This is a genomic window from Acinetobacter sp. BZX-2 (assembly GCF_055179795.1).
On sequence record NZ_CM143686.1, the window covers coordinates 1,004,125 to 1,030,623 of the forward strand.

The 26,499-nt window shown below is 37.0% G+C and carries 20 protein-coding genes; 10 read left to right on the forward strand and 10 right to left on the reverse strand.

What is annotated here, in order from left to right; all coding sequences use genetic code 11:
* Nucleotides 1-35 precede the first annotated feature (35 nt).
* Nucleotides 36-812, reverse strand: a complete 777-nt coding sequence (locus tag ACY45D_RS04660) for a DUF4882 family protein (protein ID WP_463108651.1) — start codon at nucleotides 810-812, stop codon at nucleotides 36-38.
* A gap of 792 nt (nucleotides 813-1,604) precedes the next feature.
* On the opposite strand from ACY45D_RS04660, the gene ACY45D_RS04665 reads away from it, so the two are divergent.
* The 4 genes from ACY45D_RS04665 to ACY45D_RS04680 all read left to right on the forward strand — a co-directional run bounded on the left by ACY45D_RS04665 (nucleotide 1,605) and on the right by ACY45D_RS04680 (nucleotide 7,884).
* A complete protein-coding gene (locus ACY45D_RS04665) occupies nucleotides 1,605-2,957 on the forward strand; it encodes a hypothetical protein (RefSeq protein WP_010114196.1) in 1,353 nt (450 codons plus the stop codon).
* A 252-nt stretch (nucleotides 2,958-3,209) separates the two neighbouring features.
* Nucleotides 3,210-4,715: a hypothetical protein gene (locus ACY45D_RS04670; RefSeq protein WP_010114195.1), complete on the forward strand. Its 1,506-nt coding sequence runs from the start codon at nucleotides 3,210-3,212 to the stop codon at nucleotides 4,713-4,715.
* A gap of 15 nt (nucleotides 4,716-4,730) precedes the next feature.
* Entirely contained in the window at nucleotides 4,731-5,420 is a 690-nt protein-coding gene (locus ACY45D_RS04675; protein WP_010114194.1) for a hypothetical protein, read from the forward strand.
* A gap of 40 nt (nucleotides 5,421-5,460) precedes the next feature.
* A complete protein-coding gene (locus ACY45D_RS04680) occupies nucleotides 5,461-7,884 on the forward strand; it encodes a DUF6160 family protein (RefSeq protein WP_463108652.1) in 2,424 nt (807 codons plus the stop codon).
* Nucleotides 7,885-7,944: 60 nt separating this feature from the next.
* Here the strand turns inward: ACY45D_RS04680 and ACY45D_RS04685 are convergent, their stop codons facing one another.
* Together ACY45D_RS04685 and ACY45D_RS04690 are read right to left on the reverse strand one after the other, a co-directional pair.
* On the reverse strand, nucleotides 7,945-9,660 hold the full coding sequence (locus ACY45D_RS04685) for a proline--tRNA ligase (RefSeq protein ID WP_463108653.1): 1,716 nt from the start codon (nucleotides 9,658-9,660) through the stop codon (nucleotides 7,945-7,947).
* A gap of 291 nt (nucleotides 9,661-9,951) precedes the next feature.
* On the reverse strand, nucleotides 9,952-10,593 hold the full coding sequence (locus tag ACY45D_RS04690) for a hypothetical protein (protein WP_463108654.1): 642 nt from the start codon (nucleotides 10,591-10,593) through the stop codon (nucleotides 9,952-9,954).
* Between the two features lie 285 nt (nucleotides 10,594-10,878).
* Here ACY45D_RS04690 and pilG point away from each other — a divergent pair, with 285 nt between their 5' ends.
* The 6 genes from pilG (at nucleotide 10,879) to ACY45D_RS04720 (ending at nucleotide 19,317) form a co-directional block, all read left to right on the forward strand.
* Nucleotides 10,879-11,262 (forward strand): twitching motility response regulator PilG, encoded by a 384-nt coding sequence (gene pilG, locus ACY45D_RS04695; RefSeq protein WP_004827613.1) that lies wholly within the window; start codon nucleotides 10,879-10,881, stop codon nucleotides 11,260-11,262.
* Between the two features lie 21 nt (nucleotides 11,263-11,283).
* Complete coding sequence (locus ACY45D_RS04700; protein ID WP_463108655.1) at nucleotides 11,284-11,652, forward strand: response regulator; 369 nt, start codon at nucleotides 11,284-11,286, stop codon at nucleotides 11,650-11,652.
* Nucleotides 11,653-11,655: 3 nt separating this feature from the next.
* Nucleotides 11,656-12,192 (forward strand): chemotaxis protein CheW, encoded by a 537-nt coding sequence (locus tag ACY45D_RS04705; RefSeq protein WP_463108656.1) that lies wholly within the window; start codon nucleotides 11,656-11,658, stop codon nucleotides 12,190-12,192.
* A gap of 44 nt (nucleotides 12,193-12,236) precedes the next feature.
* Nucleotides 12,237-14,306 (forward strand): methyl-accepting chemotaxis protein, encoded by a 2,070-nt coding sequence (locus tag ACY45D_RS04710; protein WP_463108657.1) that lies wholly within the window; start codon nucleotides 12,237-12,239, stop codon nucleotides 14,304-14,306.
* Nucleotides 14,307-14,449: 143 nt separating this feature from the next.
* Nucleotides 14,450-18,853 (forward strand): hybrid sensor histidine kinase/response regulator, encoded by a 4,404-nt coding sequence (locus ACY45D_RS04715; RefSeq protein WP_463108658.1) that lies wholly within the window; start codon nucleotides 14,450-14,452, stop codon nucleotides 18,851-18,853.
* 8 nt (nucleotides 18,854-18,861) lie between these two features.
* Nucleotides 18,862-19,317: a hypothetical protein gene (locus tag ACY45D_RS04720; protein ID WP_463108659.1), complete on the forward strand. Its 456-nt coding sequence runs from the start codon at nucleotides 18,862-18,864 to the stop codon at nucleotides 19,315-19,317.
* Between the two features lie 112 nt (nucleotides 19,318-19,429).
* Here the strand turns inward: ACY45D_RS04720 and dapE are convergent, their stop codons facing one another.
* The 7 genes from dapE to ACY45D_RS04755 form a co-directional block, all read right to left on the reverse strand.
* Entirely contained in the window at nucleotides 19,430-20,563 is a 1,134-nt protein-coding gene (gene dapE / locus ACY45D_RS04725) for a succinyl-diaminopimelate desuccinylase (protein ID WP_463108660.1), read from the reverse strand.
* Nucleotides 20,564-20,727: 164 nt separating this feature from the next.
* Nucleotides 20,728-20,868, reverse strand: coding sequence for an entericidin A/B family lipoprotein (locus tag ACY45D_RS04730; RefSeq protein ID WP_089603697.1), 141 nt, complete (start codon nucleotides 20,866-20,868; stop codon nucleotides 20,728-20,730).
* Between the two features lie 128 nt (nucleotides 20,869-20,996).
* Nucleotides 20,997-21,884 carry a DUF1853 family protein gene (locus ACY45D_RS04735; protein WP_463108661.1) on the reverse strand — a complete coding sequence of 296 codons (888 nt, stop codon included), beginning with the start codon at nucleotides 21,882-21,884 and terminating at the stop codon, nucleotides 20,997-20,999.
* 184 nt (nucleotides 21,885-22,068) lie between these two features.
* Entirely contained in the window at nucleotides 22,069-22,806 is a 738-nt protein-coding gene (gene ntrR / locus ACY45D_RS04740; protein ID WP_463108662.1) for an ADPR responsive transcriptional repressor NtrR, read from the reverse strand.
* 253 nt (nucleotides 22,807-23,059) lie between these two features.
* Nucleotides 23,060-24,562, reverse strand: coding sequence for a nicotinate phosphoribosyltransferase (locus ACY45D_RS04745; RefSeq protein ID WP_463108663.1), 1,503 nt, complete (start codon nucleotides 24,560-24,562; stop codon nucleotides 23,060-23,062).
* Nucleotides 24,563-24,612: 50 nt separating this feature from the next.
* Nucleotides 24,613-25,497, reverse strand: a complete 885-nt coding sequence (locus ACY45D_RS04750; protein WP_463108664.1) for a phosphoribosyltransferase family protein — start codon at nucleotides 25,495-25,497, stop codon at nucleotides 24,613-24,615.
* 268 nt (nucleotides 25,498-25,765) lie between these two features.
* The gene (locus ACY45D_RS04755) at nucleotides 25,766-26,470 is read right to left on the reverse strand and encodes a nitroreductase (protein ID WP_463108665.1); all 705 of its coding nucleotides are present in this window, start codon (nucleotides 26,468-26,470) and stop codon (nucleotides 25,766-25,768) included.
* Between the last annotated feature and the right edge of the window lie 29 nt (nucleotides 26,471-26,499).

Sequence of the window (26,499 nt, forward strand, 5' to 3'; positions counted from 1 at the left end):
TGAGGGTTAGCTAAAAAGATGCGATAAATATATGGTTAAATGACATTTCCACAAATATCTTTTGCACCTAAAGGAAATGGTTCTGTTAAATTATTACGATCAGTAATCAGTTCAAATGAAACATTTTGACCTAAAACTGAAGCATTTGTTGCAAGTGGTTTTATTAGAGCGGTAAAGTCAGCAGCAAAATTTGTTGCTGGGGTAGAGTAGGTTCCGATATAACCTTTATTTATACCATTGACTGTTAAGCCAATTTGTTTAGTATCTTGATTAATATAAAAACCAAATTTTTGGAAACCAGAAGGTGTTGTTACAAGAGGTTCTATAACTGATTGTGCACTACCATAAGCTCCTGCTGCAATATGAAATGCGGTGGAATCATTGTTATTATTTCCTTGCATGATCATGATCATAAAGGCATTTTGATTACCACTTGTTGTTCCACTCACTCCTATTGGAAATAAAATAAGCGTTTCACCTTGAGGTAAAGTGTAATTGGGTACTTTTATTTTAAATTCAAAAGCTAATATTCCTGTTGTTTGAATAAGTTTATCACCAGTTGTTTGCCAAAAGCTTTTTCTAGATTGAGCTAAAGCATTGGTAAATGTACTGTTAAAAGCGGCATAAACTATGTCATTTGTAGAGGGTGTGAAGTTGAAATCTACTTTTGAACTATTCACATTTGGGAATTTTGAGGCTCCATTAAATGCTTGTGTAATCTGTGTTTGATTTGCATCAAAATTATATGTACAAGCACTCCATCCACTCGTGCTAATCAAACCCGTTAATAATGCTATTGTTAATTTTTTCATTTTAATACCCTTATAATCGTGAAATTGGAGTTTAGGTTAAAAATTAAACCATAGCAAAAACTGGTAAATTGAACTATGAGGGTGTCTATAATTCATGATTACAACTTTTCTGCAAAAAATCATGGTAAAAATATACAAATCAAAAGTTGTACTTATAATAATTCTAACTTGAGCGTGCTTTATCTAGTCGTGATTGTAATAATTATTTTGAAGGTATGAAGTATTTTATCTATATGATTTTATTTTGATAATTTATTTTATTAACGGTTGTTTATTTGAATGTTTGATTTGGTGTAAATAATTGCCTGAGTTGTTTATAGTTTGAATTTTAAAGAGATAAATTTATTCTTTTTATTGCATGTGTTTTTGTATCTTACTAAATAGACATTACCTTTTATCTTGTTTAAAGACACTATTTGTATCATTTTTTCTAACTCAAATTTTATGATGGTAATAGCGTAAAAAGATAACAACTTTGAGATTTAAAGTATAAAAAATCATAGAAAAATCTTTAATATATTAATTTAATTCTCGTAGTTTTAGCTCAAATAATAAAATATTTTTAATGTTAATGGTTTAGTTTTTCTAATTTATTTTTTGGTTTTTCATCGGGAAAATATGAATTTAAGAATATATAGTGTTAATTTTGTCACATAATTGTTGATTTTTTCGAATAAAAAGGATTTTGTTGACTGTGATCTTTCTTAAGGTTGTAAAGTTTTTCTAAACCTGTTGTTGCTTAGGGTGGTGTTTAACTTTTATCAGCACAGTGATCAAAATAAGGAGATGTTCATGTTTAGAATAAAACCATTATATTTAACACTCTTGACTCTAAGTGCTTTTGCAATGCCTTTGACGCATGCCACGTCAACGACGTTGATGAGTCTGTCTGATGAACAGCTTTCTGAAACAACAGGTCAGGCACTTATGAGTTTGTCATATATTGCACCTACAGATACAGCAAATTTGGAAAGACAGCGTGCAGGTGGAAGCGCAAACATTGGTTTTTATAAATTAGGCCTCGAAGCTGAACTAGAGCTGAATACTAATATCAAAAAATTGCAATTAGGTTGTGGTGGTTCAAATGGTGCAGATGCTTGCGATTTGGATTTAGATAATATCTCATTCGGTTGTATAACAGGAGCATCCGGTTACTGTATTACAACGACAACGACAAATCCGAAGCAACCTACGGGTCTTGATAGTAATAACTCTATTGGTAATCAGAAAAATATGAAGGATTTTGTTTTAACAAATCCATATTTTCAATTTGCGATTAAAAATCCGAATAGCGCCTCTACTCGAGAGGTGGTTGGTGTTCGTATTGGTGCAGAAAAAGCAGAAGGTCCATTATCTATTGGGAGTTTAAATACTTTTAGTGGTTATTTTACAGGAAAATCAAACTTAACAATGCAAGGGGAGACGAATGTTTCTCCTGTGAGATCAGATACATGGAATCAGAGGGCAATATCTACACCAAGTGCTTTTTTAGGTTTGGATGATGCAACAATTTTAAACCTAGGCTTGGCTTCGGTTAAATATAGTGAAATTACTGCGAATTATTCAACTGTTAGTCGGAATGGTTTGATTGTTTCTGTGGTCGGAAATCGTGTAACTCAGGCAAAAATACAAGGTTTGAATTTGAGTGCTGTTGTGGATGATATTATGTATGGTACTTCAACGTCTCCGGCGCTAGAGCTGAATACGAGTAACTCTTGTGTAAGGATCATTGGTATTTGCTCTGGATCTTTTGGTGCTAACATCGGTAATGCACTATTACCAGTATTAAGAGGAGGGATTTCTGATTATATTAAGCAACAGTTAGCGACAGGTTTAGGAACTACAGTTTCAGGTTTAAGCACCTATCAAATGCCTTATAACTTAAGTAATGTTCATCAAATAGATGTGAATTCAAATACATTTGGTATTGCGCTATCTGCACAAAATATACAATATCCAGATTATGCTGCTGCCGTGAGTAAAGGTTGGAGTATGTATCTTCAAGATGCTTTTACACTGAATATTTCAGACAAAGTAAGTAGTTTAGTGAGTAATATCGCTTCTAGTTCAAATGCAAGAGATGGAAATATTACTTTATTGGAACAACCTTATCGTAATTGTTATGGTAATTTAAAATTTTGTTAATTCATTTAGTGTTCTTCAAAAGCAATAAAAGTTAATCATTATTGCTTTTTTATTGGTTAAAATTCGTTTATCGGAAAGTTATATCTTTTGTCCAAAAAGTTTTGTCATAATACAAAATATTGCATATGATAAAGTGTGATATAGATAACAAAACTGTATAAACAAGGATTGAGGTTTGTACAGGTTAATCTGAAAATATAGAAATAAAATAAAATATGGTGCGGAGCATCGTATAACACAGGAAGGTCACAGATGACTACACTCAATTATACGGTAACATTTCATAAAACCGTTTTGGCGAGTTTTATAGGTTTATGTATAAGCAGTTCTTGCTTCGCACTTGAAGCGATGAGTGATGAAAAACTAAGTGATACCACAGGTGAGGGTATAGCGCTATTGCCTCAGGACGCTTATATGGTATTCCGTGGTGCGGGTCCAAATGAGACCAAAGCTACACTTTTTTCAGACCGTACTAAAGATACAGGTTATATTCATTACATTCCTGTAGGTCCTCTTACACAAACAACGCAAGACACAAACAAAGATAATCTTGTGAATAGTTCAGATCACTCTGTAGGAAAAGCAGATTTATATCTTTATGGTTTGGCGCTTTCAAAATCTGATGGAAATAGCAACTCGAGAATTGCATCGAGTGAAGCTGCTGCAAAAATTTCAAGTTGGGGTACTGCTGCAAACCCGTGGTTGTTAAGAGTGGGTACGCAAAATAATGTTCCTACATTTACACCGGATGGAACAACACCAAATACGGATAAAGGTTCGGTTTCTTTTTTAGCACTTGAAGCGCCATTATATGAATATACTTATAACAGTAGTGGTACGGTAGTGACAAATCCAGATCCTCTTGGAGCAGATGCTTATCGTTTAAAACTTGGGTTATGGGCGGATGCTTTTGTTTTAGATCAAAGCAAAGGGGAAACTGATCCAGCACTATATAATCTAGGTCAAATGTATGGAGGGGCATCAGATGCAACTCGTGCAAATAGATTGCGATTACAAGCTGTTTGGAATGATTTTAGTATCAATGGTAGCCGAATCCAATTGTTTCAAACGCTTAATGGTGCGACCAATAGTAATGGTTTAAGTACGTTCTATAACAATACTTTAGGTTTGGCTGGTGTTATACGATTAAATAGTGGCGATTCTAGAGGGTTGAATATAAGTTCTCCTAATATGTCTAGAGTCTTAAGATTAAGTACGCAAGAGTGTGGTGTTGGGAATGTAAATGGTTGTACTACACCAGTGGCTCAAGGGTTATTAACCACACCTGCTTTGAATGCAACAACTGCTCCAGTCTTTGATGCTACTGAAGGTATATATATTTATAATCTGAATAGCAATTTAGTTTTGGGGTCGCTTTATCAACCACTTATTTTGGGTACCGATGGGACGAACTTTAGTTTAGAGCTTGCTCGAATCCCAAATAAAGCTGATATCTATAATAAAATTTACACGGACTATGATAATCCAACATCAACAACGTATTTAGGTTCAACGTGTAATGTTTTTCAATGTGGGACGAGTGCTTTGGCTGGATATCAAGGGCTGAATGCAACACATAGTAGTATCACCATCGGAAGTACCTTATACGATCCAGTTAAAAATTTAGTCACTGCAGATAAATCAGCATCAGCTGTGGGTGTATCATTTGGTAAAGGTGCATCAGCGGTGAACTTAGGATCAGCTGCTATCGATGGTATGCTGATTCAGCATATGAAAATAACAACCAAAGGTTTATAAATAAGGAAAAGTACAATGAAAAAAAATATGCTTTTTATTTTTATGAGTCTTGTGAGTGTGTCTACATTTGCTTTAGAGCCATTGTCAGATCAAGAGCTACAATCAGTAGAAGGTCAAGCTGGAGCTGATTTATCTTTAAAATTGTCACTTAACCAAAAAGGTGATGGAAGCTTTGATTCTACTTTATGTGCGAATGTTGAATATTGTCGATTGGCTATGTCATTAAATAAGCGTTTTGTGAGTCAAAAAGCAGGTGATGTAAATAATATTTTTTCAGATGCCAATAGTGACTCTGGGCATAAATTGTGGCTTGTATTTAAAGGGATACAAGGAACGATTAATATTCAAAAATTAGGTATAGATGGTGCCGATCTTACGTATAAAAATGATAGTGGCACACAAATTATTAAACCAGCAATTCAATTAAGCACGACAGCATCAATTCCGATCCAAGTAAGAAATTTTGGTTTTAATGCATTATCGATTGAACAGGATAGTTTTAATAGTACTTCGACAACTGAGGGTGTTGGTGCTAATGCTTCAGATTATGGTTACTTAAAAACATCAACCTACTCATCTACAAATGCATCAGTATATGATCGAAATAAAGAAACAGGTTTCACAGGGATGATGATGAATGGAAATATTGCACTGAATGGCAAAGTAATGGTGTTCAGTTGTGATGCGTCACATCCACGTTGTTAATGAAAGCATGTTTCTAAAAGCTGGATATAAGGATAGTAAAATGAATCAGGATATTAGAAAAACAAAAAGATTTCTTCTTTCAACTTTGACGTTGAGTATGTATTTTTGTCTAAATTCAGCACATGCATTACAAGCAATGACAGAGAGTGATATGCGAGCTGTAGATGGGCAGGACGGTATCACAGCGAGTATTAATTATAATAATGTAAATATTGATCAAGTTGCGTGGATCGAGCAATCTGGTTTATCTACTGGAACTGGCGAACAGCAATTAAAGGCTGCGATTAATGGTGTGAAGATTAATAGGGGGGCGTTGGCAGACCCTTCAGTGAAATTAGGTACAACAGCCACTTTGGATGTTTATAGTAATGCATCAGGGAATGTAGGATTAGGGATTTCTACGAGTACGATTTTAGGGAAACTCACCACAGACAGTATAAAAATATGTGCAAACAGTACAAAGTGTGATGGTGCAGATGCTACAGCGGCTTCATTAGGCGCTTTGTCTATAGAGGCTTATGATCCCCTTACATTTGAATTGGTAACATCTAAAGGTTTATTTTCTGGTAATGATTTAGCAAGCTTGGTTTTGGGTATTCAAAACGTCAATATAGGGCTTGCTCAAAAACAACCTTCGGGTGGTTCAGGTTCGACAATCAATACCCTTGCAATGAAAAATTTTAACTTTAATTTTAAAGCAAATGGATATGTGTATGTAGATCCAGTCAAAGGGTTGACGATTGCAACAAACTCGCCATCAGCAACGACGACTACAAAAGGATATGCAGATTTACTTCGTACTGCAAATAATAGACCAGGTTTAAATTTAGAATATGCCATCAATGATCGTGGATTAATTCAAGCGGGTGCAAGTGGGCGAATCCTAAACGGTATTGTGCAAGTGGGTTCAGGTAGCGTAGACCAAGGTCTATTGGGTAATGCAAATAGAAATGGTTCAACTACAGCAAACTCAATTGTTGGTTCAACGGGTATTAAGTTGAAAATTGCAGGTGATTTTACCAATGATCGTGATGTTGCAAATAATTTGATTACTGCAGATCAGGCAACAACTTTGGAGTTAGGTGGAGCTGGTGCTTTTGGTTATGGCTTTAGATTCCAAAATATTACACCATTGGTCACACGTAAAGGTGTCTTAGGAAGCGAAAGTGGAGCCACAAGTATTGCTCTCAATTCAGTTGACCGTGGTGGTTTGAATATGGATGGTATTTATGTCAACCTTGTTGATAGTAATACCATTAAATTACCTGAAAATACCAGTTTAACTGCAGTTAGTTTAGGTGGTACGAATAAGCTCGCAACAGCAAACGATTATATACAAACGATTGCTAGTACAGCTGCAGGCACAGCAAACCCTTATAGTACAGTGATTGCGATCAGAGATATGGATTTCGCTTCACTTTCTCGTCGAGGGCAATTTATAGCATCATCTGATGTAACGGATGCTACTAAGCTACCTTCAACAACCGCCGCAAAATGGGGGCTGGGTTTACCTATTTATAATTTAAATGCCAATTTGGCGATATATGGTAAACAGTCAAATGGATCATCTGATTTTATTATTGGCAGAAATGCAGTAACGGCAAATGGAACAACGACATATTATTCACCTACACTGACTGGGGTAACGGGTTCTGAACGTCTAGGTTTTAGTGCTTCTATTAGTACCAAAGGTGTAAGTGCTGATGGTTCTAAAACAACCTCTATTTTATTAATTGATGGTGGTGATAATAATAACTATACAGGTGGAACGATTACACCTACCGATTATTATTTTGGTTTACGTAATATTGATATGCTTTTGAATGGCTATGGTTCGATTGGCTTGGAAAATGGTCAATTGAATGTCAGTATGCCTGATTTAAAAATGATCATGTCAGCACAATTGGCTGCAGGTTATCTACCTGGTGCAAAATATAAGACTTGTCCTACTGGAACAAGTGTAGGGGGCTGTTTTGCTCCGTCAAATAACTTCTTGACCAATAATGATGTATTGGCAGGTATAAAGGTTCGTTTAAACGGAAGTATTTATTTTGCCTTGATTCCTCGTGCATTATTAACAGACCAAAATCAATTGATTGATGGTGTAAATGCCTTGAATGTCGTTGGTGTAATGAACTTAAATTCAGGTCAGGCAATGAATAATGTTATACAAATTGCTGATCCAGATGGTTCAACATTGGGGTTAGATAATTTGGCAGGTAAAGTTGGTTTTGATAACAGTATTGTTGTGAATAAAGACAATGTTGGATTTAACTATAACTTTATTTTTAACCCAGACCAAAATAAAGATGGTGTGTTTAGAGCAAAAGATGTGAATTTATACCCTGCAACTGGCGGTACGATTGGAAGCCCTCAGCGTTTAGGAGAAATTGCAGTCACAGGTGGGCGTTTAAGTTCAAGTATGGCGATTACACCGCGTGATGGTGCTTTTAATTTTAATTAATACGCGATTACATTAAAAAAAACCCGCATCAAGCGGGTTTTTTATGCCTAAACTTAAAGTTTATTTCACTAATTTAGCCAACAATTCTTCTTTGCTTAGATTCACAGACTCAGCATCTTTGCGGCCTTTATACTCGAAAGTACCTGCATCCAAACCTTTTTCACCAATCACGATACGGTGCGGAATACCTGTAAGTTCAAGATCAGAGAATTTTACGCCCGGACGTTCATTACGATCATCTAAAAGTACGTCATAACCCGCAGCTTGCAATTCAGCATACAAAGCTTCTGCTGCTTCAACAGTACGTGGAGATTTGTGAGCATTCATCGGAACAATCGCAACCTCAAAAGGCGCAATAGCAGCTGGCCAAATGATACCCTTATCATCAAAGTTTTGTTCGATTGCAGATGCAACAACACGAGTTACACCAATACCATAACAACCCATCGTCACAACCAATGGTCTACCATCTTCACCTAAAACTTTACAGTTGAGTGCTTCAGAATATTTTTGCCCCAATTGGAAAATATGACCAACTTCGATACCACGTTTAATTTGAATTGTACCTTTGCCATCTGGAGACGGATCGCCTTCAACCACATTGCGTAGGTCATATACTTCGGTAAACTGAGCATCGCGCTCCCAGTTTACGCCAACAGCGTGTTTATCCACTTCATTTGCACCTGCAACAAAGTCAGATAGAACAGACGCAGCACGATCAATGATCACGGTCAAACCTTTTTCTACGAGACCTTGAGGCCCACAGAAACCTGTGACTAAACCATTTTCTTGAATTTGTTGTTCAGTTGCAAAAATTAATGGGTTTGCAATGAGAGGATGTTTTTCAGCTTTAATTTCATTGAGTTCGTGGTCGCCACGGAGGAATAGGGCAACGACAGGTACTTTGCCATTTTCATCTGCAATACCTTGAACCAATAATGCTTTTACAGAATGCGCAGGATCAGCGTTTAAGAAAGCCGAAACGTCAGCAATGGTTTTTTGATTTGGTGTATCGACAATTTCAAGTGTTTTCGTTGGTGCAAGACGCTCGCCCACTAAAATCGCTTCAGCCATTTCTACATTGGCTGCAAAATCTGACGCTGTAGAGAATGCAATATCATCCTCGCCACTTGATGCAAGCACATGGAATTCATGCGAGCCTGAACCACCGATTGAGCCTGTATCTGCTTGAACAGGACGGAAGTTTAGACCTAAGCGAGAGAAAATACGGCAATACGTGTCATACATTACATCATAAGTTTCTTGCAGTGACGCTTGGTCAACATGAAATGAATATGCATCTTTCATGATAAATTCGCGTGAACGCATTACACCGAAACGTGGACGAATTTCATCACGGAATTTGGTTTGAATTTGATAGAAATTTATTGGAAGTTGTTTGTAACTTTGTAGCTCATTACGCGCTAAGTCGGTAATCACTTCTTCGTGTGTTGGGCCAAGCACGAAATCATTGCTATGACGATCTTTAAAGCGCAATAATTCAGGACCATATTGTACATAACGACCAGATTCTTCCCAAAGAGACGCAGGCTGTGTTACGGGCATTAATGTTTCCAAAGCACCAGCACGGTTCATTTCTTCACGAACAATGGCTTCAACTTTATTTAACACACGTACACCCATCGGCAACCAATTGTATAAACCTGATGCCAATTTACGAATCATCCCAGCACGTAACATTAGCTGATGTGAAATAACTTCAGCATCGTTTGGGGTTTCTCTTAACGTTGCAAATAAAAAGCGACTCGCGCGCATGGAAACTGTCCTAAAATTCTTAGATTTAAAGCAGAGATTATACGATAAAAAAATCAGCTGAACATTTATAATGTTGGCTTGATTTAAAATAACAATCTTAATTATTTTAAATTTACTAGAATTTTATTGTGAAAAATATATTTTTAAGAGCTTCTATTCAAATTGACTGAGCAGTGCTGAGTTTCTAAAAATAAGAAAATTGAACAATTTGAGCCAATAATATTTTCAATCTATTTGTTAGAATACCTTAAAAATATGGTTGATTAATCTTGTAATTTTAAGGTGATATTTTCATTGTTCTAACCTTTTTAAGCGGTTGATAATGTCATCATAATAGCTTTGTGTACTTTGATAATTGCTTTGTAAATTCCCAATATATTCTTTACTTCGTGCAATATTTTCGGAGTTGTATTTGATACGATCTTTTAAAATGACGGGTACAGTATTCCCTTTACGGTAGTATTCCATTTCTTGTCTTTTTAATAGGATTCGATCACTTTGTAATTGTTTAAGATTTTGATTTTGCGAATTTATTTGTTGCTTGATGTTTTGCAAAATTTCATTCTTTTTGTTGGTGGCAACAGTTGAGTTGCCGTAAGCACGTTTTAAACGTGCATCCTGTTCTAATTTACGAACTTCAGAAGCACGTGATGTAGACTGTTGTAAGTCCCGTTCGACACTATAGGCTTTATTGCGTTTAATCACCTGCATGTTACGATCCAAAGCTTCATATCCATATTTGATATGCGCTGGAGTAACCGAGGTACTAATATTTGCAACTCCATTTTTATCGTAATATCTATACCATTCTGCTTTAGGTTGTTGCTCTGCATAGATCGTTGTACATGCGCAAAGCAAAATAGCCGATAAAAATATGTGAGTCATTTTTTTTGTTTTTAAACCTAGATTTTGATAATAGATTTTTTTATCCATTTAACGCCTACCATCCCCCAAAAAACTAAATTGATTTACTTGGTTTTGAAATCAGTCTATGATCATCTTATGTGTTTACAAAAGTTTAATAAACAATAAAGTTATAAAACAAGACAGAATGTTTTTTTTAATGTGAGCTTTACAGTGTTTTGTGCATGTAATGCGATTTATGACAAGAAATGTTTATTGGTAAAGTGCGTTAATATATGTTAAAAAAAGCTGATTAATTGTAAAAATAAATCTGTTCAGCACAATTCAATCCAAGCTAGCGGAAAGGGGCATTAAATGGACGATAAATTTCAAAATCTAAAAGTCATGGTTATCGATGATTCAAAAACTATTCGTCGTACTGCTGAAACATTGTTGCAAAGAGAAGGTTGTGAGGTTGTCACTGCTGTAGATGGTTTTGAAGCACTGTCTAAAATTGCAGAAGCAAATCCTGATATCGTATTTGTAGATATTATGATGCCACGTTTAGATGGCTATCAAACCTGCGCTTTAATTAAAAATTCTCAAAATTATCAAAATATTCCAGTTATCATGCTTTCAAGTAAAGATGGTTTGTTTGATCAAGCAAAGGGACGTGTTGTTGGTTCAGACGAATATTTAACAAAACCATTTAGTAAAGACGAATTATTAAATGCTATTCGTAATCATGTAAGTGCTTAAAGTTTAATTTTGGGGAAAGTAATGGCGAGAATCTTAATTGTTGATGATTCACCAACTGAAATGTTTAGATTTAAAGAAATTCTAACAAAACATGGATTCGAGGTTATTGAAGCAACAAATGGTGCAGATGGAGTAACTTTGGCTCAAGCTGAATTACCTGATCTTGTGCTGATGGATGTTGTTATGCCTGGTGTAAATGGATTTCAAGCGACACGACAAATTGCACGCAGTGCAACTACAAAGCATATTCCAATCGTGATTGTCAGTACAAAAGACCAAGAAACTGATCGTGTATGGGGCAAACGCCAAGGTGCTTGCGATTATCTAACAAAACCTATAGATGAGAATCAGCTGATCAATACGATTAAGCAATATCTCCAAGCAGGATAATATATGGCAGCGAATGGATTTATCGAATTACTTCGATTGTCTAAGCGGGGCAATAAAAATTACGCAGACAGCGATAGTGAAGTAAATCGATGGTCAGGCATTGCGTTTGAAATGATGGGGCAATATTTTGTTGCTCCATTAGGGGAAGTTTCGGAAGTGATCTATCCGCCGAAATATACACCAGTTCCAAATGTTCAGGGCTGGGTAAAAGGTTTAGCGAATATTCGCGGACGGTTATTGTCAGTTTCCGATTTGGCTTTTTATTTATCAGGGCAAAGAAGCCAATTTTTACCTACTCAAAAAGTCTTATGTATTAGCCATAATGACCATTATGTCGGTTTGGTCGTAGATCAAGTCTTGGGGATTCAGCATTTTAATAAAAAAGGTTTTTTCTCTAAAAATAATCATTTAGAAGAAAACCTACAATCGTATTGTCAAGGGTATTTCCAACAGCACAATCAAGCATGGAATGTATTCTTATTTAGTCGTTTGTTGAATGATCCTCAATACATGAATGCATCAGAAAAATTTATAAACTAGCTTTGACGCCTAAATGAAGAGTTAAGCGAATCGGGAGAAGCTGAATGGGCTTTAAACTAAAAAAGAAAAATACAGGGGATACTGCTCAAAAAAGTAGTCCGGGCGTATTAACGAAGACGAAATCAAAAATTGATGAGTTTGCTAAGTTATTTGGAGAAAGCGATAAGTCTAAGCCTTTCATTCAAATGGCGATTGTCAGTATTGTCATTGCACTGATTGTACTCTTAATTTTGTTCTATACGGTTCCTCGAAATAACGATTTAACGCGTAGTTTGGGTGAATTAAAACTTTTATCTCAAACTTTATCGCGTCAAGCTAAAGATGCTACGGATTCTGGTTCTAAAGAATCGATTCAAGCACTTGTGGCTTCTCAGAAAAAATTCCAAGAGAATTTAGATGTTGTTAAAGACATTCATGTTTCTTCTAAAGAACTTGCGAATGCTGAAAAAATTTGGGCAAAAGTTTCTAGTGATATCGATCAGATTTCATCACAACAAAAAGTCATTAACCAACTATATGACACCAACATTGCTGTTGCAGATGCGATTCCTGGAATGCAGGCTGAGTACAACTTAATGGTTGACCAGATGGCACGTGATAACATGCCAAGTACACAGGTGGTTATTGCGAAAAACCAAGTATTTATTGCGGAACGTATTTTACGTTCGATCGGTTCAGTACTCGGTGGTTCTGATAATACGCGTGCATCAGCAGAAGACTTCAATGCCGATACGGAAACATTTGGTACTTATTTGAATGCTCAATTGAATGGTAATCCAGATTTGGGTGTAACACGTATTGATAAGCCTGAATTGCGTGAATCATTAGAAAGTATTAAGTCTGACTATAATGAAATTGTTCAGTTGGCTTCTACTTCGGTATTGAAAAACTCAGATCAAATTTTCAAAGTACGTCAAGCTGCTTCAAGTATCTTTGCTGAATCAGATAACATGCTGAACAGCTTAAACCGTCTTTCAATTAATACGGGTGTAGGTACTGTTTTACCTGCGTTGGTTTTATTGTTGGCTTTAGGTGCGTTCTTATTTGCCGTATTTAAACTCCTTGCTTTACGTAGTGTGTCAGATAAAGTTCGTGTAACGCGTTTACAGGATGAATATGACCGTAACCAGAATGCGATTTTACGTTTACTGGATGAGATTGCCGACTTAGCAGATGGTGACTTACGTTCTTATGCGACAGTATCGGAAGATTTTACGGGTGCGATTGCCGACTCGATTAACTTTGCGATTGACCAATTACGTGACCTTGTTTCTCGAATCAACGAAACTTCTCAAGAAGTTGCGCAATATACGCAAAACACGCAAGAGATTACCAACCAGCTTGCTGAAGCATCTGAGCATCAGGCGCAAGAGATTGCCGGCGCATCTACTGCGATTAACGAGATTGCACAGTCAATCGATGACGTATCTGCAAACGCTGCTGAATCAGCAGAAGTAGCACAGCGTTCGGTACAAATTGCATCAAATGGTGCGAATGTTGTAAACCGTTCGATTGAAGGTATGGATACGATTCGTGAGCAGATCCAAGAAACTTCTAAGCGTATTAAGCGTTTGGGTGAGTCTTCTCAAGAAATTGGTAACATTGTCTCGTTGATTAACGATATTGCCGACCAAACGAACATCTTGGCATTAAATGCTGCAATTCAAGCATCTATGGCAGGGGAAGCAGGTCGTGGTTTCGCCGTGGTAGCGGATGAAGTACAGCGTCTTGCGGAACGTTCTGCTTCTGCAACTAAGCAGATCGAAACACTGGTTAAGACGATTCAGACGGATACCAACGAAGCTGTAATTTCGATGGAACAAACCACTTCAGAGGTTGTACGCGGTGCGAATCTTGCAAAAGATGCGGGTGTTGCACTGGATGAGATTCAAACAGTATCAAGTAACTTGGCGAAATTGATTGAGAGTATTTCTGAGTCTGCGAAACTGCAATCTGCATCTGCAGGTCATATCGCAAATACGATGAATGTCGTACAAGAAATTACTTCGCAAACAACAGGTGCTACGTTTGATACTGCACGTTCGGTTTCTGAATTGGCGAACATGGCGGATTCATTACGTCAATCTGTTTCAGACTTTAAATTACCTGAATAAAACGATTGGTACTCTATATACGCAATATCTACTGCAAAGTAGATATTGCATAGAGGAATGATAGCCTTCTAAAGTTATTCAGTCTGACTGAAATTTTAAAGGTTTTAGTCCCAGAGAAGGGAACTAACATAGAAGCCTAAGCTATGAAAGAAATATTAAAAAATTTAGTGGAACATGTCACTTTACCTGAAGATGCTTATCTTGATCAGGATGATGAAATTTTAGGAATTTTTGTAGAAGAGCTCGAAGAAATTTTTGAAATGTTAGAGACCTCGCTTAAGCAGTGGAAAACTGGGGATGCGCAGGACGAAGAATTGGTGAACGTTCGCCGTTATTTCCATACGCTCAAAGGGTCTGGTCGTATGGTAGGGGCAAAGCAATCCGGTGAACTCGCTTGGACTGTTGAAGACACTTTAAACCGTATTATTGCAAAAAATTTAGAACTGACTACGACGATTCAGCAGTATGTCGATGCTGTATTTAATGTTTATAAATTTAAACTTTATCCAGAGTTTTTAAATAAAAAGCCACACCATCTGAGTTTGGCACCATTGGTTTATTTGGGACAGCAATTACAACAAAAACAAAGTTTAGAACCAGCGCTTGAAGATTTATTGACGTTGTCTAAAACATTAAACAATGCCGATGTGATTACGGGTCTTGAGTTAGATGACGCACTTGAAACATCTTCAGTTGCAGAAGTTGCAGTTGAACATGCTACACCAATCGACGTTGTATCAAGTTCTGATGATGGCTTAGTTTCTGAAACCTTGGCGATTTTTGTTGAAGAATCTGAGGATCATTTGGCTGTTATTAATGAGTTTTTACACTTAGAACAGCATACACCTGAACAATATAATCGATTGATTCGTGCTTTACATACCCTGCGTGGCAGTTCGTCAATGGCGCATGTCAATCATGTATTTGAAGCCAGTAGTAAAGTAGAACAATTATTTAAAGTATTGGTACAGGAAGATACTGAATCTTCGAAAAATGAAAATACTTTACTAACGCATTATGCAGAGTTTGTCAGCGATTATTTACATGTTCTTAAACAAAAAGGCCATGATGATTTAGAGCTGCAAGGTATTTATCAAAAATTCAATGAAGCTTGGGATCGTTACGACTTCCAAAATGAATATCAGCATGAAAATGAACAACAAATTGGTCTAGTGACGCAACTGGTCGATTTGGAAATTGATTTACTGCTTGATGCTGAATTTGAGTTCGAGAAACGTGCACAAGTTGAATATCCTGAATATTTTCAACAGCTCAGCCAGCAAGCTCAATTACTTGTCGAGCATACGGATAACCGTGCAGCACAAGGAATTCATGAGTTTAGCTTAGCGTTGAAGGACAGTTATGATCAAGTATTGAAGCAACATGCTTTGTTAAATACAGATTATGCATTTGAGATTTTCTCAAAAGTTCATCAAGAATTTATTCATTTATTTGATACTTTGGCTTCTGGGCAACGTGTTATTTTGGATGAAAATATTCAAGCGATTTTGGTTGAATTGCATGACTATTTACATCAAGAAATTGATGCAAGTACATTTGCTCAAACTGAAGAGCAGCAAGCTACAGCTGTTTCTGCGCTTGAAGCAAGTCCAGTTGAATCTGTTGGTAATTTTGTTTCGACACAAATCAGTAAAGATAAACAAAATATTGATTCAGAACAGAGTCAAAAATCCTTTGATGCAGATGTTCTCGATATCTTTATTGAAGAAGCCGATGAGCTATTGGTTGAGATGGATCAAGACCTCAATACTTGGTCTAGCGATCCTAAAGATACAACTGCATTGAATAATTTAATGCGCTATTTGCATACCTTAAAAGGTGGTGCGAATATGGTGCAAGCAACATATATTGGTTTGATCGCACATGAATTAGAAACGATTTATGAACGTGTGATTAAAGGTCAATTGAATGCGACTCCACAAATTGTTCAATCTATTCGTTTAATTCAAGATGATGTTGCTGACCGTATTCAGCTCATTCGTGAGAAATCTATAGATTATCCAGCGGATAATGTGCTTTCAATTTTACAGAATATTGATCAAAAAATTGACACATCTGAAGCTAAAAATACGGCAATACAAGCAGAGCATCAATTACAGACCACAACAGCTGGTGATGAGTTGGTTGAAGTTGCGCATATCAAAGATGATATTGTTTTAGCCATTGATAAAAAACCAATAGATGTAGATTTAGATCCAGCTGAGCTGATTGCACAAGAAACCTTTATTGAAGAAGCACGTGAACTGATTGATGATGGTTTACGTATTTTATCTCAATGGTTTGATCAACGTAGTAACCGTAGTTTACTACTTCAATTGCAACGTATCGCACACAGCCTAAAAGGTGGTGCGAAAATGGTGAAATTGGATCAAGTTGCGGATATTGCATATGAGTTAGAGAATGCTTTCGAACAATTCGGTTTGCATAATTTTAACTCCAATGTTTATGATGGATTGCTTGAAAAAACGTTTAATTGGTTAGATTCAGCCATCTTTGATCATCATTATGATAATTTTGATGGCTTAAAAGCAAAACTACATAACATTGAATACGTTGATGTTTCTGCACAGCTTCCAGACAAGTTAGCACGTACCAATTTGATCTTTGACACTTCTGAAAATGAATTTGTTCATGGTGATGGTACTGAGCCACCTTCAATGCTGGGTGAATGGGATCATTCAGAGAAAACGGAAACCAGTAATGAGATGATTCGTATCTCTGCTGATTTAGTTGAGAAAATGATTGACCTTTCAGGTGAAAATGCAATCAACCGTTCGCGTATTGAAATGGACTTAGGTCAGTTGGGGAATACGCTCACTGATATGGAATTGGCCATTCAGCGTTTGGCCGATCAGTTACGCCGAATGGAAGGCGAACTTGAATCTCAAATTATTGCAAAACATGGTGATTTAGGTTCACGTTATGCAGATTTTGACCCATTAGAAATGGATCAATATTCATCATTGAATCAATTGTCAAAATCATTGGCAGAATCAGCATCTGACTTGGTCGACTTTAAGACAACTTTGGCTGAAAAGATTCGTGATACAGAAGGTTTATTACTTCAACAGTCACGTATTCAAGCGGAAATCCAAGAAAGTTTAATGCGTACTCGTCTTGTACCATTCTCACGCTTATTGCCACGTTTACAACGTTTAGTGCGTCAAACGTCTTCAACTTTGAATAAACCAACTGAACTTTTAGTGAATAATACTGAAGGTGAGTTGGATCGTAATATTCTAGAAAAATTGGTTTCTCCGTTGGAGCATATGCTGCGTAATGCGATTGACCATGGTATTGAAGAGACAGAGCTTCGTCAAAAACTAGGCAAATCACTTACGGGGCAAATCGATTTAAATATTACCCGTCAAGGAACGGATGTTCTGGTTTCGTTTAGCGATGATGGTAAAGGTATTGACCCTGAAATCATTCGTACTAAAGCCGTTGAGAAAGGCTTGATTGATGCTGATCAGCAACTTGAACCTGAAGAAATTTTGCAGTTCATTTTCCATCCTGGATTTAGTACAGCGCAACAAGTGACACAAATCTCAGGTCGTGGTGTAGGCTTGGATGTGGTTCAGAGTGAAATCAAACTCTTGGGTGGACAGGTGACTGTTCGCTCAGAATTAGGTAAAGGCTCAACATTTACCATCCGTGTACCAACGACTGTGGCGGTGAGTGATGCCTTGATGGTGAAAGTGGGTGATCAACAATTTGCTGTACCATTATCGCAAATTGATCGTATTGTTCGTATTTCACCAGCTGCATTGGAAGAATTCTTTGAAAGTCATAATGACCACTTCGATATCGATTTCCAACCTTATAAGTTGCGTTATTTAGGTGAATATACAGCCAATCAAATTGCACCTCGTTTACACGGTGTTGGACATTCATTACCAGTACTATTGATTAAAGGAAGCATGGGGCAGTCGATTGCGATTCTCGTCGATCAATTAATTGGTTCTCGTTCACAAATTGTCGTGAAACCAATTGGATCACAATTTGCAGCGATCAATGTGATTGCTGGGGCGACAATCCTCGGTGATGGTCAAGTTTGCTTGATTTTGGATGGTCAGAATATTGCACGACAAGTTCAAGCTTCAACACGTGGTCATGCATTGAATGCACATCAAGATAAGCAGCGTCATCGTGATCAACGTCGTTTAATTATGATTGTGGATGACTCGGTGACAGTACGTAAGGTCACATCACGTCTATTAGAGCGACAAGGTTTTGATGTGATCACTGCAAAAGATGGTGTCGATGCAATTGAGCAGCTTGAGAATGTTAAACCTGATCTCATGTTATTAGACATTGAAATGCCACGTATGGATGGTTTCGAAGTAACGAACTTAGTCCGTCATCATGAAGTACATCGTGATTTACCGATCATTATGATTACTTCACGAACAGGTGAGAAACACCGTGAACGTGCATTCAGTTTAGGTGTGACAAACTATATGGGTAAACCATTCCAAGAAGCTGATTTATTGGAAAATATTGATGCTTTATTAGCAGTTAAATAGGAGGGCTCATGGCTAAAGATATTAAAAAGTCTGCTATTGATAAAATTAGTGCTCAGGAATTACAACACCTGATTACTGTTTCTACTGGTTTTATCGATGCCTATATTATTGACTGCTATAAGAAAGCACCAATGTTATTGCCACAAAACATTGTTCTTTCTGCGCAGGATAGTCCGACGCATGTAAAAGCGGTTGAGTGGCATGAAAAGAAATTACCTGCATTCAGTGTCAGTGACCCTCGAAAAACTTTAGGTGTGGCTTTAGTCATTGAAGGTGAGGAAGCTGATGAACATTTTGCTTTGATGTGTAATGAAATGCCGACTTCAATTCGTTTGCGTATTTCTGAAGTGGTTGATGCTGAGAATAATTCAACGGATAAAACGATTTTGCAACACGTCAAAATCGGCGAGAAAATTTATCATGTACCGAATTTAGATCAAATTCAGCAACAGATTGGGCGATAAGCCACTATTTTTAATCAGTAGACAGATTTATTCATAAATATACAAAAGGACGCTTGAAGCGTCCTTTTGTATATTTACAAGGTCATTTAAAAACCAAACGATTAAAATAAAACTATGCGAGTAATTCTACTAAGATTTGTTCATAAATTTCAGCCAAAGGCTCTAATTCATCGATATTGACATGTTCATTGATCTGATGGATTGTGGCATTCAATACACCTAATTCAAGCACTTGAGCGCCTGTAGGGGCGATAAAACGACCGTCAGATGTGCCACCACTGGTTGAAAGCTCAGTTTCAGTTCCTGTCACATTTTTAATTGCTGTTTTAGCTGCATTCACCAATTCACCAACAGGTGTTAAAAATGGCAAACCTGATAGTGTCCATTTGATGTCGTATTCAAGATTGTTTCGATCTAAAATTTCCAAAACACGTGCTTTTAATTGCTCAGCAGTAACTTCTGTCGAATAACGGAAGTTGAAAGTAACCGCCATTGTACCAGGGACAACATTGGTTGCACCTGTACCTGCATGGATGTTTGAAATCTGAAAAGATGTGGCAGGGAAGTATTCATTGCCATTGTCCCATACCGTATCGCATAGCTCAGTGATGGCTTTAGATGCAATGTGAATTGGATTCACTGCCAAATGAGGGTAAGCAACATGACCTTGTTTGCCTTTCACAGTTAAAACAGCATTCAAAGAGCCACGACGCCCATTTTTGACAACATCACCAAGGGTATGGGTACTTGATGGCTCGCCAACTAAGCACCATTTCATTTTTTCATGACGTGCTTCTAAAGTCTCGATTACTTTGACAGTACCGTTAATCGAAGGACCTTCTTCATCAGAAGTGATGAGAAAAGCAATGGAGCCTTTATGGTTTGGGTGCTTTTTGACAAAGCGCTCAGAAGCAACCACCATGGCTGCCAAAGCAGTTTTCATATCGGCACTGCCACGTCCATAAAGTTTACCATCACGTATTTCAGGTAAAAATGGATCTGAATGCCATGCATCTAAATGACCTGTAGGAACAACATCGGTATGACCCGCAAAACAAAAGACAGGTTCTTGAGTACCACGTCTTGCCCAAAGATTATCAACATCCTCAAAACGCATATTTTCAATGTTGAAACCAACAGCAGCTAAACGCTCAGCCATGATGGGTTGGCAGGTGTGATCAACAGGAGTCACTGAAGGTTGGCGAAGAAGTTGTAAACTCAGGTCTAGGGTATCCGACTGATTCATGGATTTCGGTCAAGTAAGTAAATTGAGCAATATAATAGAGGAAGATAAAACTGAAAGAAAATCAAAAAATTCGAGAAGGTTTAAAACTATTATAAATGTAAATAAAAAAGCCCAATCTTTTGATCGGACTTATTGTGTAACTACAGAATGTTAAAGTACAGCATTTACAGCTTATCTTGAGTCTTTTCAGCTGTGTTCGTTACAACATCACCAACTTTAGATACGTCTTGCCCCACACCTTTAACAGTGTTACAACCTGTTAAAATAAATCCAACAACCATAGAAGCAACTAAAATTTTTTTCATTTACATCTCCAATTGTAATCTATTTACATATTTCCCAAGTTTAAATAATGCAAAGCTTTAGAAATATGATTCATTATAAGGTGATTGGTTAAAAAGTGTATGCAATCACATGAAAAATTACATATTATTTACAGAATAGGTGATTTTGAAGTAGGTGCTTTTGAAGCAAGCAATGCTGCTTGACGAAACATGTAGAACTCTTGGGTTTGGATATTGTGATATAGACCATTACACCACCATTGAGCAAGTGTTGAAGATTGTACTAAATCTGGGCAAATCCATTCCTGACGTTGTAAACGGTATAAGCTGTGATCAATTTGATGCCCCCATGTTCCTACTCTTCTTGCAGGATTGAGCCAAGCAGGAAGGGCAGTACTGTCTGTAGAATTCGTGTCAGAAAATAAGGACGTAGAACGTGGAATAAAAAGTTGTCCTTTCATCACTGCAAATTTCTTTTCAATATTCAAATCTAAAGCTTGGCTAAATTGAAATTGTTTACTTGAAAAGTGGTTGAGTTTACGGAATAAAGTATCGCTACGATTTAAGCCATACCAATGTTCTAAGTTTAAATTCGCTTCACCTAGATAATATTTTAAAGCGACTTCCCATTGTTCAATCTGTTGCGTTGCAAGATTCGAAACTAAAAAATCAATTTCACCTAGGGTATTTTTGCCTTCAATAATTTGAATACTGTGTTGAATCAGTTTGAAGTTTGTTTGAGCGTCATCTTGTAGCCAAAACCAAAATAAATATTCAAAGCGCAGTCCTAATCGTGTGCTTTTTAACTGCTGTAGAAACGAGATTAACGGTTCGGGGTTTGTGTCTAGTTCGGCTAATCGATATTGATAAAGATGATATTGTTGCTGCCAAAATTGGGCAGAATGTAATTCAAAATGATTTTTAACGTCTAATTGTTGCGGAATAGTTTGGATGATATTTGGACTGGCAATACAGAATGCAAGTTGCCGAACGATTGGATGTTTGTAATTTAACCAAGGTTCAAAATAAGTATCCATGTGGTTGTTCGTTTTCCTTTTGCAAATCAAAATTTGCTTGCATCGTGTAAATAGGGGAATAGAAACGCCACAGCAAAATTGCATTATCTTATGATTCAACTGAGCATAACACTTAATAGACTGGGTCATGTACGATTTAGAACTGATCAGGTTTTCTTTTATCCATAGATCATTCAAAACAATACTAATGCTGTTCTCTTGGATATTCTAAAATACGTGGAAAATGAAAATCATAGCTGTCTAAAGCATATTTATACAATTGTGCAGGGCGTTTACCTGCAATTTTAGATTGATCGGTTTCTTCTACGGCACCTGCTTCAATCATACGACGCCGGAACGATTTTTTTTCCAAACTTTGCCCTAAAATGATTTCGTAAATCTGCTGTAACTCAGTCAGGGTAAATAATTTTGGCATCAAACTTACAGGTAAAGCGGTATAACGTGTTTTATTGCTAAGACGTTCAATCGCCATATTCAGTAGTTGCGCATGGTCAAAAGCCAAATTGAGTTTTTGTGCATCAACAATTGAAACCCATTCACTATATTCAGTTTGTGCAGTTGCAATTTTTTGAAATTCTTTAAAATCAATCAAAGCAAAATATAAAGCGGTGACTGACCAACCGCGTGGGTCACGGGTGGCATTGCCGATACTTGCGACTTGTTCTAAATAGGGGGACTGAATTCCTGTTTTTTCAACAAGCTTACGATGTGCTGAAGCCATCAAGTCAGGATCTTGAGCCAAATCGACAAAGCCACCGGGTAGCGCCCATTTATCTTTTTGAGGAAAATTAGAGCGTTTAATCAGTAAAACTTGTAGTTGTCCTGCATCTACAGAAAATATAGCCATATCCACAGTGAATAGTGGAGATTCATAATCCTTTTTATTGTAATTCGAGAGAAAGTCCTTTTCAGAATTAAACATTACAGTTAGGCTCACTTGATTTCTTAAATGAAATGGGTCATCAGATTATTACAGGCTCATAGAATTCCGCCAAGTATAAATTTAAAATCTGCTTTTAAATGATGATATTCATTGCAAATATGAGCGATCTCTTTTTTTCAGCATATCTTCATCCAGATTTATGTGTAGTCGTGTAGTCATTTTCATTTATCGTAAAGATAAATAGTCCTACTTGAGTTTAAAAAGCAGGACTATTTTGGTTGTGATGGTAAGTTTAGTCTTTTAAATAAGCATCTATTTTTGCTCGAATTTCATTTAAAGTGCATTTGGTCGTCAAGTGACTATTTTTAAAGACAAGCTTTAATTCGCCTAGCTGTTCTTGCTCAGGGCTTTGTTGGTCAAATAAAACAAAACCCTCTTCAGACTGTTCAACACGCAGTAAACCTTTAGCAGATTTTTTCACACCTGAGTCAGTAATAGGGTCTTTGAACAGTTCACGCGGAACGCCGTTGACTTGCCCCCAAGTGGCTTTGACTGCAAAACCAAAAGTATCACGAGTCAAATAGTTATAGGTATAACTGCCAATCCCAAACACGATATTATTTGATGCAAAACCTTTGGCTTCAAGCCCTTGCAATATTCTCAATGCACGATCTAATGTGATTGAATCACCATAAATTAACCCAACTCGCTCATTGAGAACTTTATAGCCTTTTTCTGTATGTATTCCACCAAAAACCTCCCATAAACATTGCACTGCACCTTTGTAAGCTGGGCTATCTATTTCGGCATCAGGGTCACCACAAATGATTTTAACTGGGTCACCTGAATCTGGACGAAACACCAATTTCGCTAAACCTAAAGCATTCGGTTGGCGTGCTAAGATTTCATCTTTAAGTTCTACAGTAAACTCAGTGATGACTCTCCAAAAGTCCCACGTATCTGACACGATACTCACCACGCCAGAAGGGTATAATTCACAAATTAAGCGTCTAAAAGTATCTATTTCTTTATCTTCACTGCCCATGCACATCACACTGTGCTCAGTCGCTGGGACAGAGACCCCAACTACACCCTCTGCACTGTAGTATTCTTCTGCATAGTCGATAGCAGATACAGCATCTGTACCGATAAAACTGGTTAAGTGACCGACACCATTTTGTGTTGCATCATAAATACCGCTCATGCCACGGCTACTGAAATCATGGCCTTGTATTGCCACAAAATCGAGGGGCGCACCAGTTTTTAAAGCATATTTAGTCAGTAGGCGTTTGTATTCATAAGCAATTGTTGCAGTTGTACAACTTTTCCACAGTTCAGCACTGAGTACGGTTTCTAAATAATTGGTCAGCCAAAAAAACTCGGGTAATGTATTGATAATCGTTAATACGGGTACACGGACATTGACTCGACTACCTTCTGCTAAAGCTTTGATACGGATTGGTAAATAACCTAAATCATGTAAAGCTGCGATGTGTTCAACTGGAACAGCGCCTTCGCCTAGAGCATTATCCATACGGCGTTTATACGCTGTAATAACTTTGTTTTTGTCTTGTTGGAAAAAACCTTCGTTCCAAGTTTCAATGAGAAAGTGCTGAATGAAACCTTGTAGGCCAAAGAAAACGATTTTATCGTCAAAATCAGACAACATATTGGCCAAACGGGATGAGCGAGGTGTGAAATTCGCATAAACATATTCAGTTCCAACAGGGTATTGACGTCTGTGGTCTGCTTTATAAAAGTCGATTGCATTTAAAGGGTTTATGTTAAAGCTCATTGTTATTCTCCAAGTTTCAATATTTCATTCATTTTTATCGGTTGATGTGATCATTTACGATTGAAGTAAATGATATTTAAGTTTTTATACTGCTGTTGAGTTAGGCTGTTGGTGGTAAAAATTTGATCGACAAGTCCATCAAATACCTGCATGCCTTTGCTAAAAATGCCGTGAGTTACATATAAGACCACATGCTCACAATTGAGCTTTTTCAACTCTTCGGCAATACCAATAAAGGTTGCACCGCCATCACAAATGTCATCACAAATCACGGCTGTTTTTCCCGTCAAATCGGTCGCATTTACTTGAGAATTCATCAACTTCCCAGTGAGTGGGTTACGTTTCTTTTCACATTGAATTATGTCAATATTTTGCTTACGCATAGGATTGATCGCTGCTGCAAGATTTGCGGTTCTCAGCTTTGCACCTGCATCAGGGCAGATTAAAACGCTATTTTCAGCAGTTAAAATGCTCATCAGTTTTGAGTCTTGCACAATAATTTCACTGGGTTGCACATTTTCAATTTTTAAAAATTGAGTATTTTCCTTTAATAATTTTTCAGTGGTTGTACTGTGCGCATCCCAAACAGTAATAGATTTTCTTTGTTGTGGAAATCTTTCTGTATTGATATTCAGTAGCTTGGTCATGATGTCCAAAGAAAAAGCTTGTCCTGTTGCACAAATGCGGTCTTGTCGTGCATAAGGAAAATAGGGCATTTCAACATGAAGTTCTAAACCTTGATTTAATAAAACATTTTCAATCAGCACATAATCCATTAAATCTTGGCTGTTATTGATTTGTGCATGAATAAATATTTGTCCTGTCAGTTGATTCAATCTTGTGGCATCAACTTGGACATGTCTTTCGCCACCTGCAAATTGCATGACTTTGATTTCAACTTTTTCTTTATTTGTATCTTTTACTTGAATAGACATTGTTATATCTCTATAAGGTGGCTTATTGCCAATACATATATCGTGTCATAAAGCCTATTTATTTAGCAAGTACTTATTTACATAAAATTACATAAAGAATAAAAGGTTTAAGCGGGCAATATTGCTTAGCAGTGGGGTATTCACTTTTATTTTTAGTTAAAATCATGATGAAAAAAGCAGATATAACAAAATTATATCTGCTCAAATCACTATTCGTTATAAATGCATGATCTGCTTGAATTTGTCTAATTTCAGCATAGTTAGGAGATTAGTCCAAAAATACTGTGAAGTTTTCAGCAGGTTCTCGTGGGGTAATAAAACGATTTACGATGTGATTTGGATCTGCATAGCCCAATGCAACGGTGCAGACCAGTTCTTCATCATCTGGTGCATCGAGAATGTTCAAAACGATAGTGTGGAAATGATTCCAAGCAGCTTGCGGGCAAGTATCTAAGCCACGTGCTTTGGCTGCGATCATGACATTTTGAATCATCATGGAAATATCCATTTTTGAACCAATACCCATGGCTTTATTCACCGTAAAATACAAAGCCACAGGTGCATCAAAAAGTTGATAATTACGCAATTGTTGCGCTGCCATTTTTTCTTTTTCACCCTTTTGAATCCCGAGTAGCCCATAAAGTCCCCAGCCATTTTCACGACGACGATCAATAAAAGGTGAAATCCAAGTTTCTGGATAATAAGGGAAAGTTTCTTGATATTGTTTAGCGAGTTCAGGTTGAGTAAATAATTCAATTTGCGCAGCACATACTCGTTCAACCATTTCTTGGCGTTTTTTTCCAGTCACGACATAAACTTTCCAAGGCTGGGTATTGGTACCCGATGGTGCGCGACAAGCGACATTTAAAATATCTTTTATTGTTTGCTTATCGACTGCTTTATCAAGGAAAGCACGTACTGAATGGCGACTGCGAATTGCATCGTCAACTGCTTGAGTTTGCTCAGAACGCATAAAAACTCCGATTTATATGGTTATTTGTA

What these genes read in the sequence shown, in the direction of transcription:
- ACY45D_RS04660 (WP_463108651.1), bottom strand. Translation starts at nt 812, where the DNA reads ATGAAAAAATTAACAATAGCATTATTAACGGGTTTGATTAGCACGAGT.
- ACY45D_RS04665 (WP_010114196.1), top strand. Translation starts at nt 1,605, where the DNA reads ATGTTTAGAATAAAACCATTATATTTAACACTCTTGACTCTAAGTGCT.
- ACY45D_RS04670 (WP_010114195.1), top strand. Translation starts at nt 3,210, where the DNA reads ATGACTACACTCAATTATACGGTAACATTTCATAAAACCGTTTTGGCG.
- ACY45D_RS04675 (WP_010114194.1), top strand. Translation starts at nt 4,731, where the DNA reads ATGAAAAAAAATATGCTTTTTATTTTTATGAGTCTTGTGAGTGTGTCT.
- ACY45D_RS04680 (WP_463108652.1), top strand. Translation starts at nt 5,461, where the DNA reads ATGAATCAGGATATTAGAAAAACAAAAAGATTTCTTCTTTCAACTTTG.
- ACY45D_RS04685 (WP_463108653.1), bottom strand. Translation starts at nt 9,660, where the DNA reads ATGCGCGCGAGTCGCTTTTTATTTGCAACGTTAAGAGAAACCCCAAAC.
- ACY45D_RS04690 (WP_463108654.1), bottom strand. Translation starts at nt 10,593, where the DNA reads ATGGATAAAAAAATCTATTATCAAAATCTAGGTTTAAAAACAAAAAAA.
- pilG (WP_004827613.1), top strand. Translation starts at nt 10,879, where the DNA reads ATGGACGATAAATTTCAAAATCTAAAAGTCATGGTTATCGATGATTCA.
- ACY45D_RS04700 (WP_463108655.1), top strand. Translation starts at nt 11,284, where the DNA reads ATGGCGAGAATCTTAATTGTTGATGATTCACCAACTGAAATGTTTAGA.
- ACY45D_RS04705 (WP_463108656.1), top strand. Translation starts at nt 11,656, where the DNA reads ATGGCAGCGAATGGATTTATCGAATTACTTCGATTGTCTAAGCGGGGC.
- ACY45D_RS04710 (WP_463108657.1), top strand. Translation starts at nt 12,237, where the DNA reads ATGGGCTTTAAACTAAAAAAGAAAAATACAGGGGATACTGCTCAAAAA.
- ACY45D_RS04715 (WP_463108658.1), top strand. Translation starts at nt 14,450, where the DNA reads ATGAAAGAAATATTAAAAAATTTAGTGGAACATGTCACTTTACCTGAA.
- ACY45D_RS04720 (WP_463108659.1), top strand. Translation starts at nt 18,862, where the DNA reads ATGGCTAAAGATATTAAAAAGTCTGCTATTGATAAAATTAGTGCTCAG.
- dapE (WP_463108660.1), bottom strand. Translation starts at nt 20,563, where the DNA reads ATGAATCAGTCGGATACCCTAGACCTGAGTTTACAACTTCTTCGCCAA.
- ACY45D_RS04730 (WP_089603697.1), bottom strand. Translation starts at nt 20,868, where the DNA reads ATGAAAAAAATTTTAGTTGCTTCTATGGTTGTTGGATTTATTTTAACA.
- ACY45D_RS04735 (WP_463108661.1), bottom strand. Translation starts at nt 21,884, where the DNA reads ATGGATACTTATTTTGAACCTTGGTTAAATTACAAACATCCAATCGTT.
- ntrR (WP_463108662.1), bottom strand. Translation starts at nt 22,806, where the DNA reads ATGTTTAATTCTGAAAAGGACTTTCTCTCGAATTACAATAAAAAGGAT.
- ACY45D_RS04745 (WP_463108663.1), bottom strand. Translation starts at nt 24,562, where the DNA reads ATGAGCTTTAACATAAACCCTTTAAATGCAATCGACTTTTATAAAGCA.
- ACY45D_RS04750 (WP_463108664.1), bottom strand. Translation starts at nt 25,497, where the DNA reads ATGTCTATTCAAGTAAAAGATACAAATAAAGAAAAAGTTGAAATCAAA.
- ACY45D_RS04755 (WP_463108665.1), bottom strand. Translation starts at nt 26,470, where the DNA reads ATGCGTTCTGAGCAAACTCAAGCAGTTGACGATGCAATTCGCAGTCGC.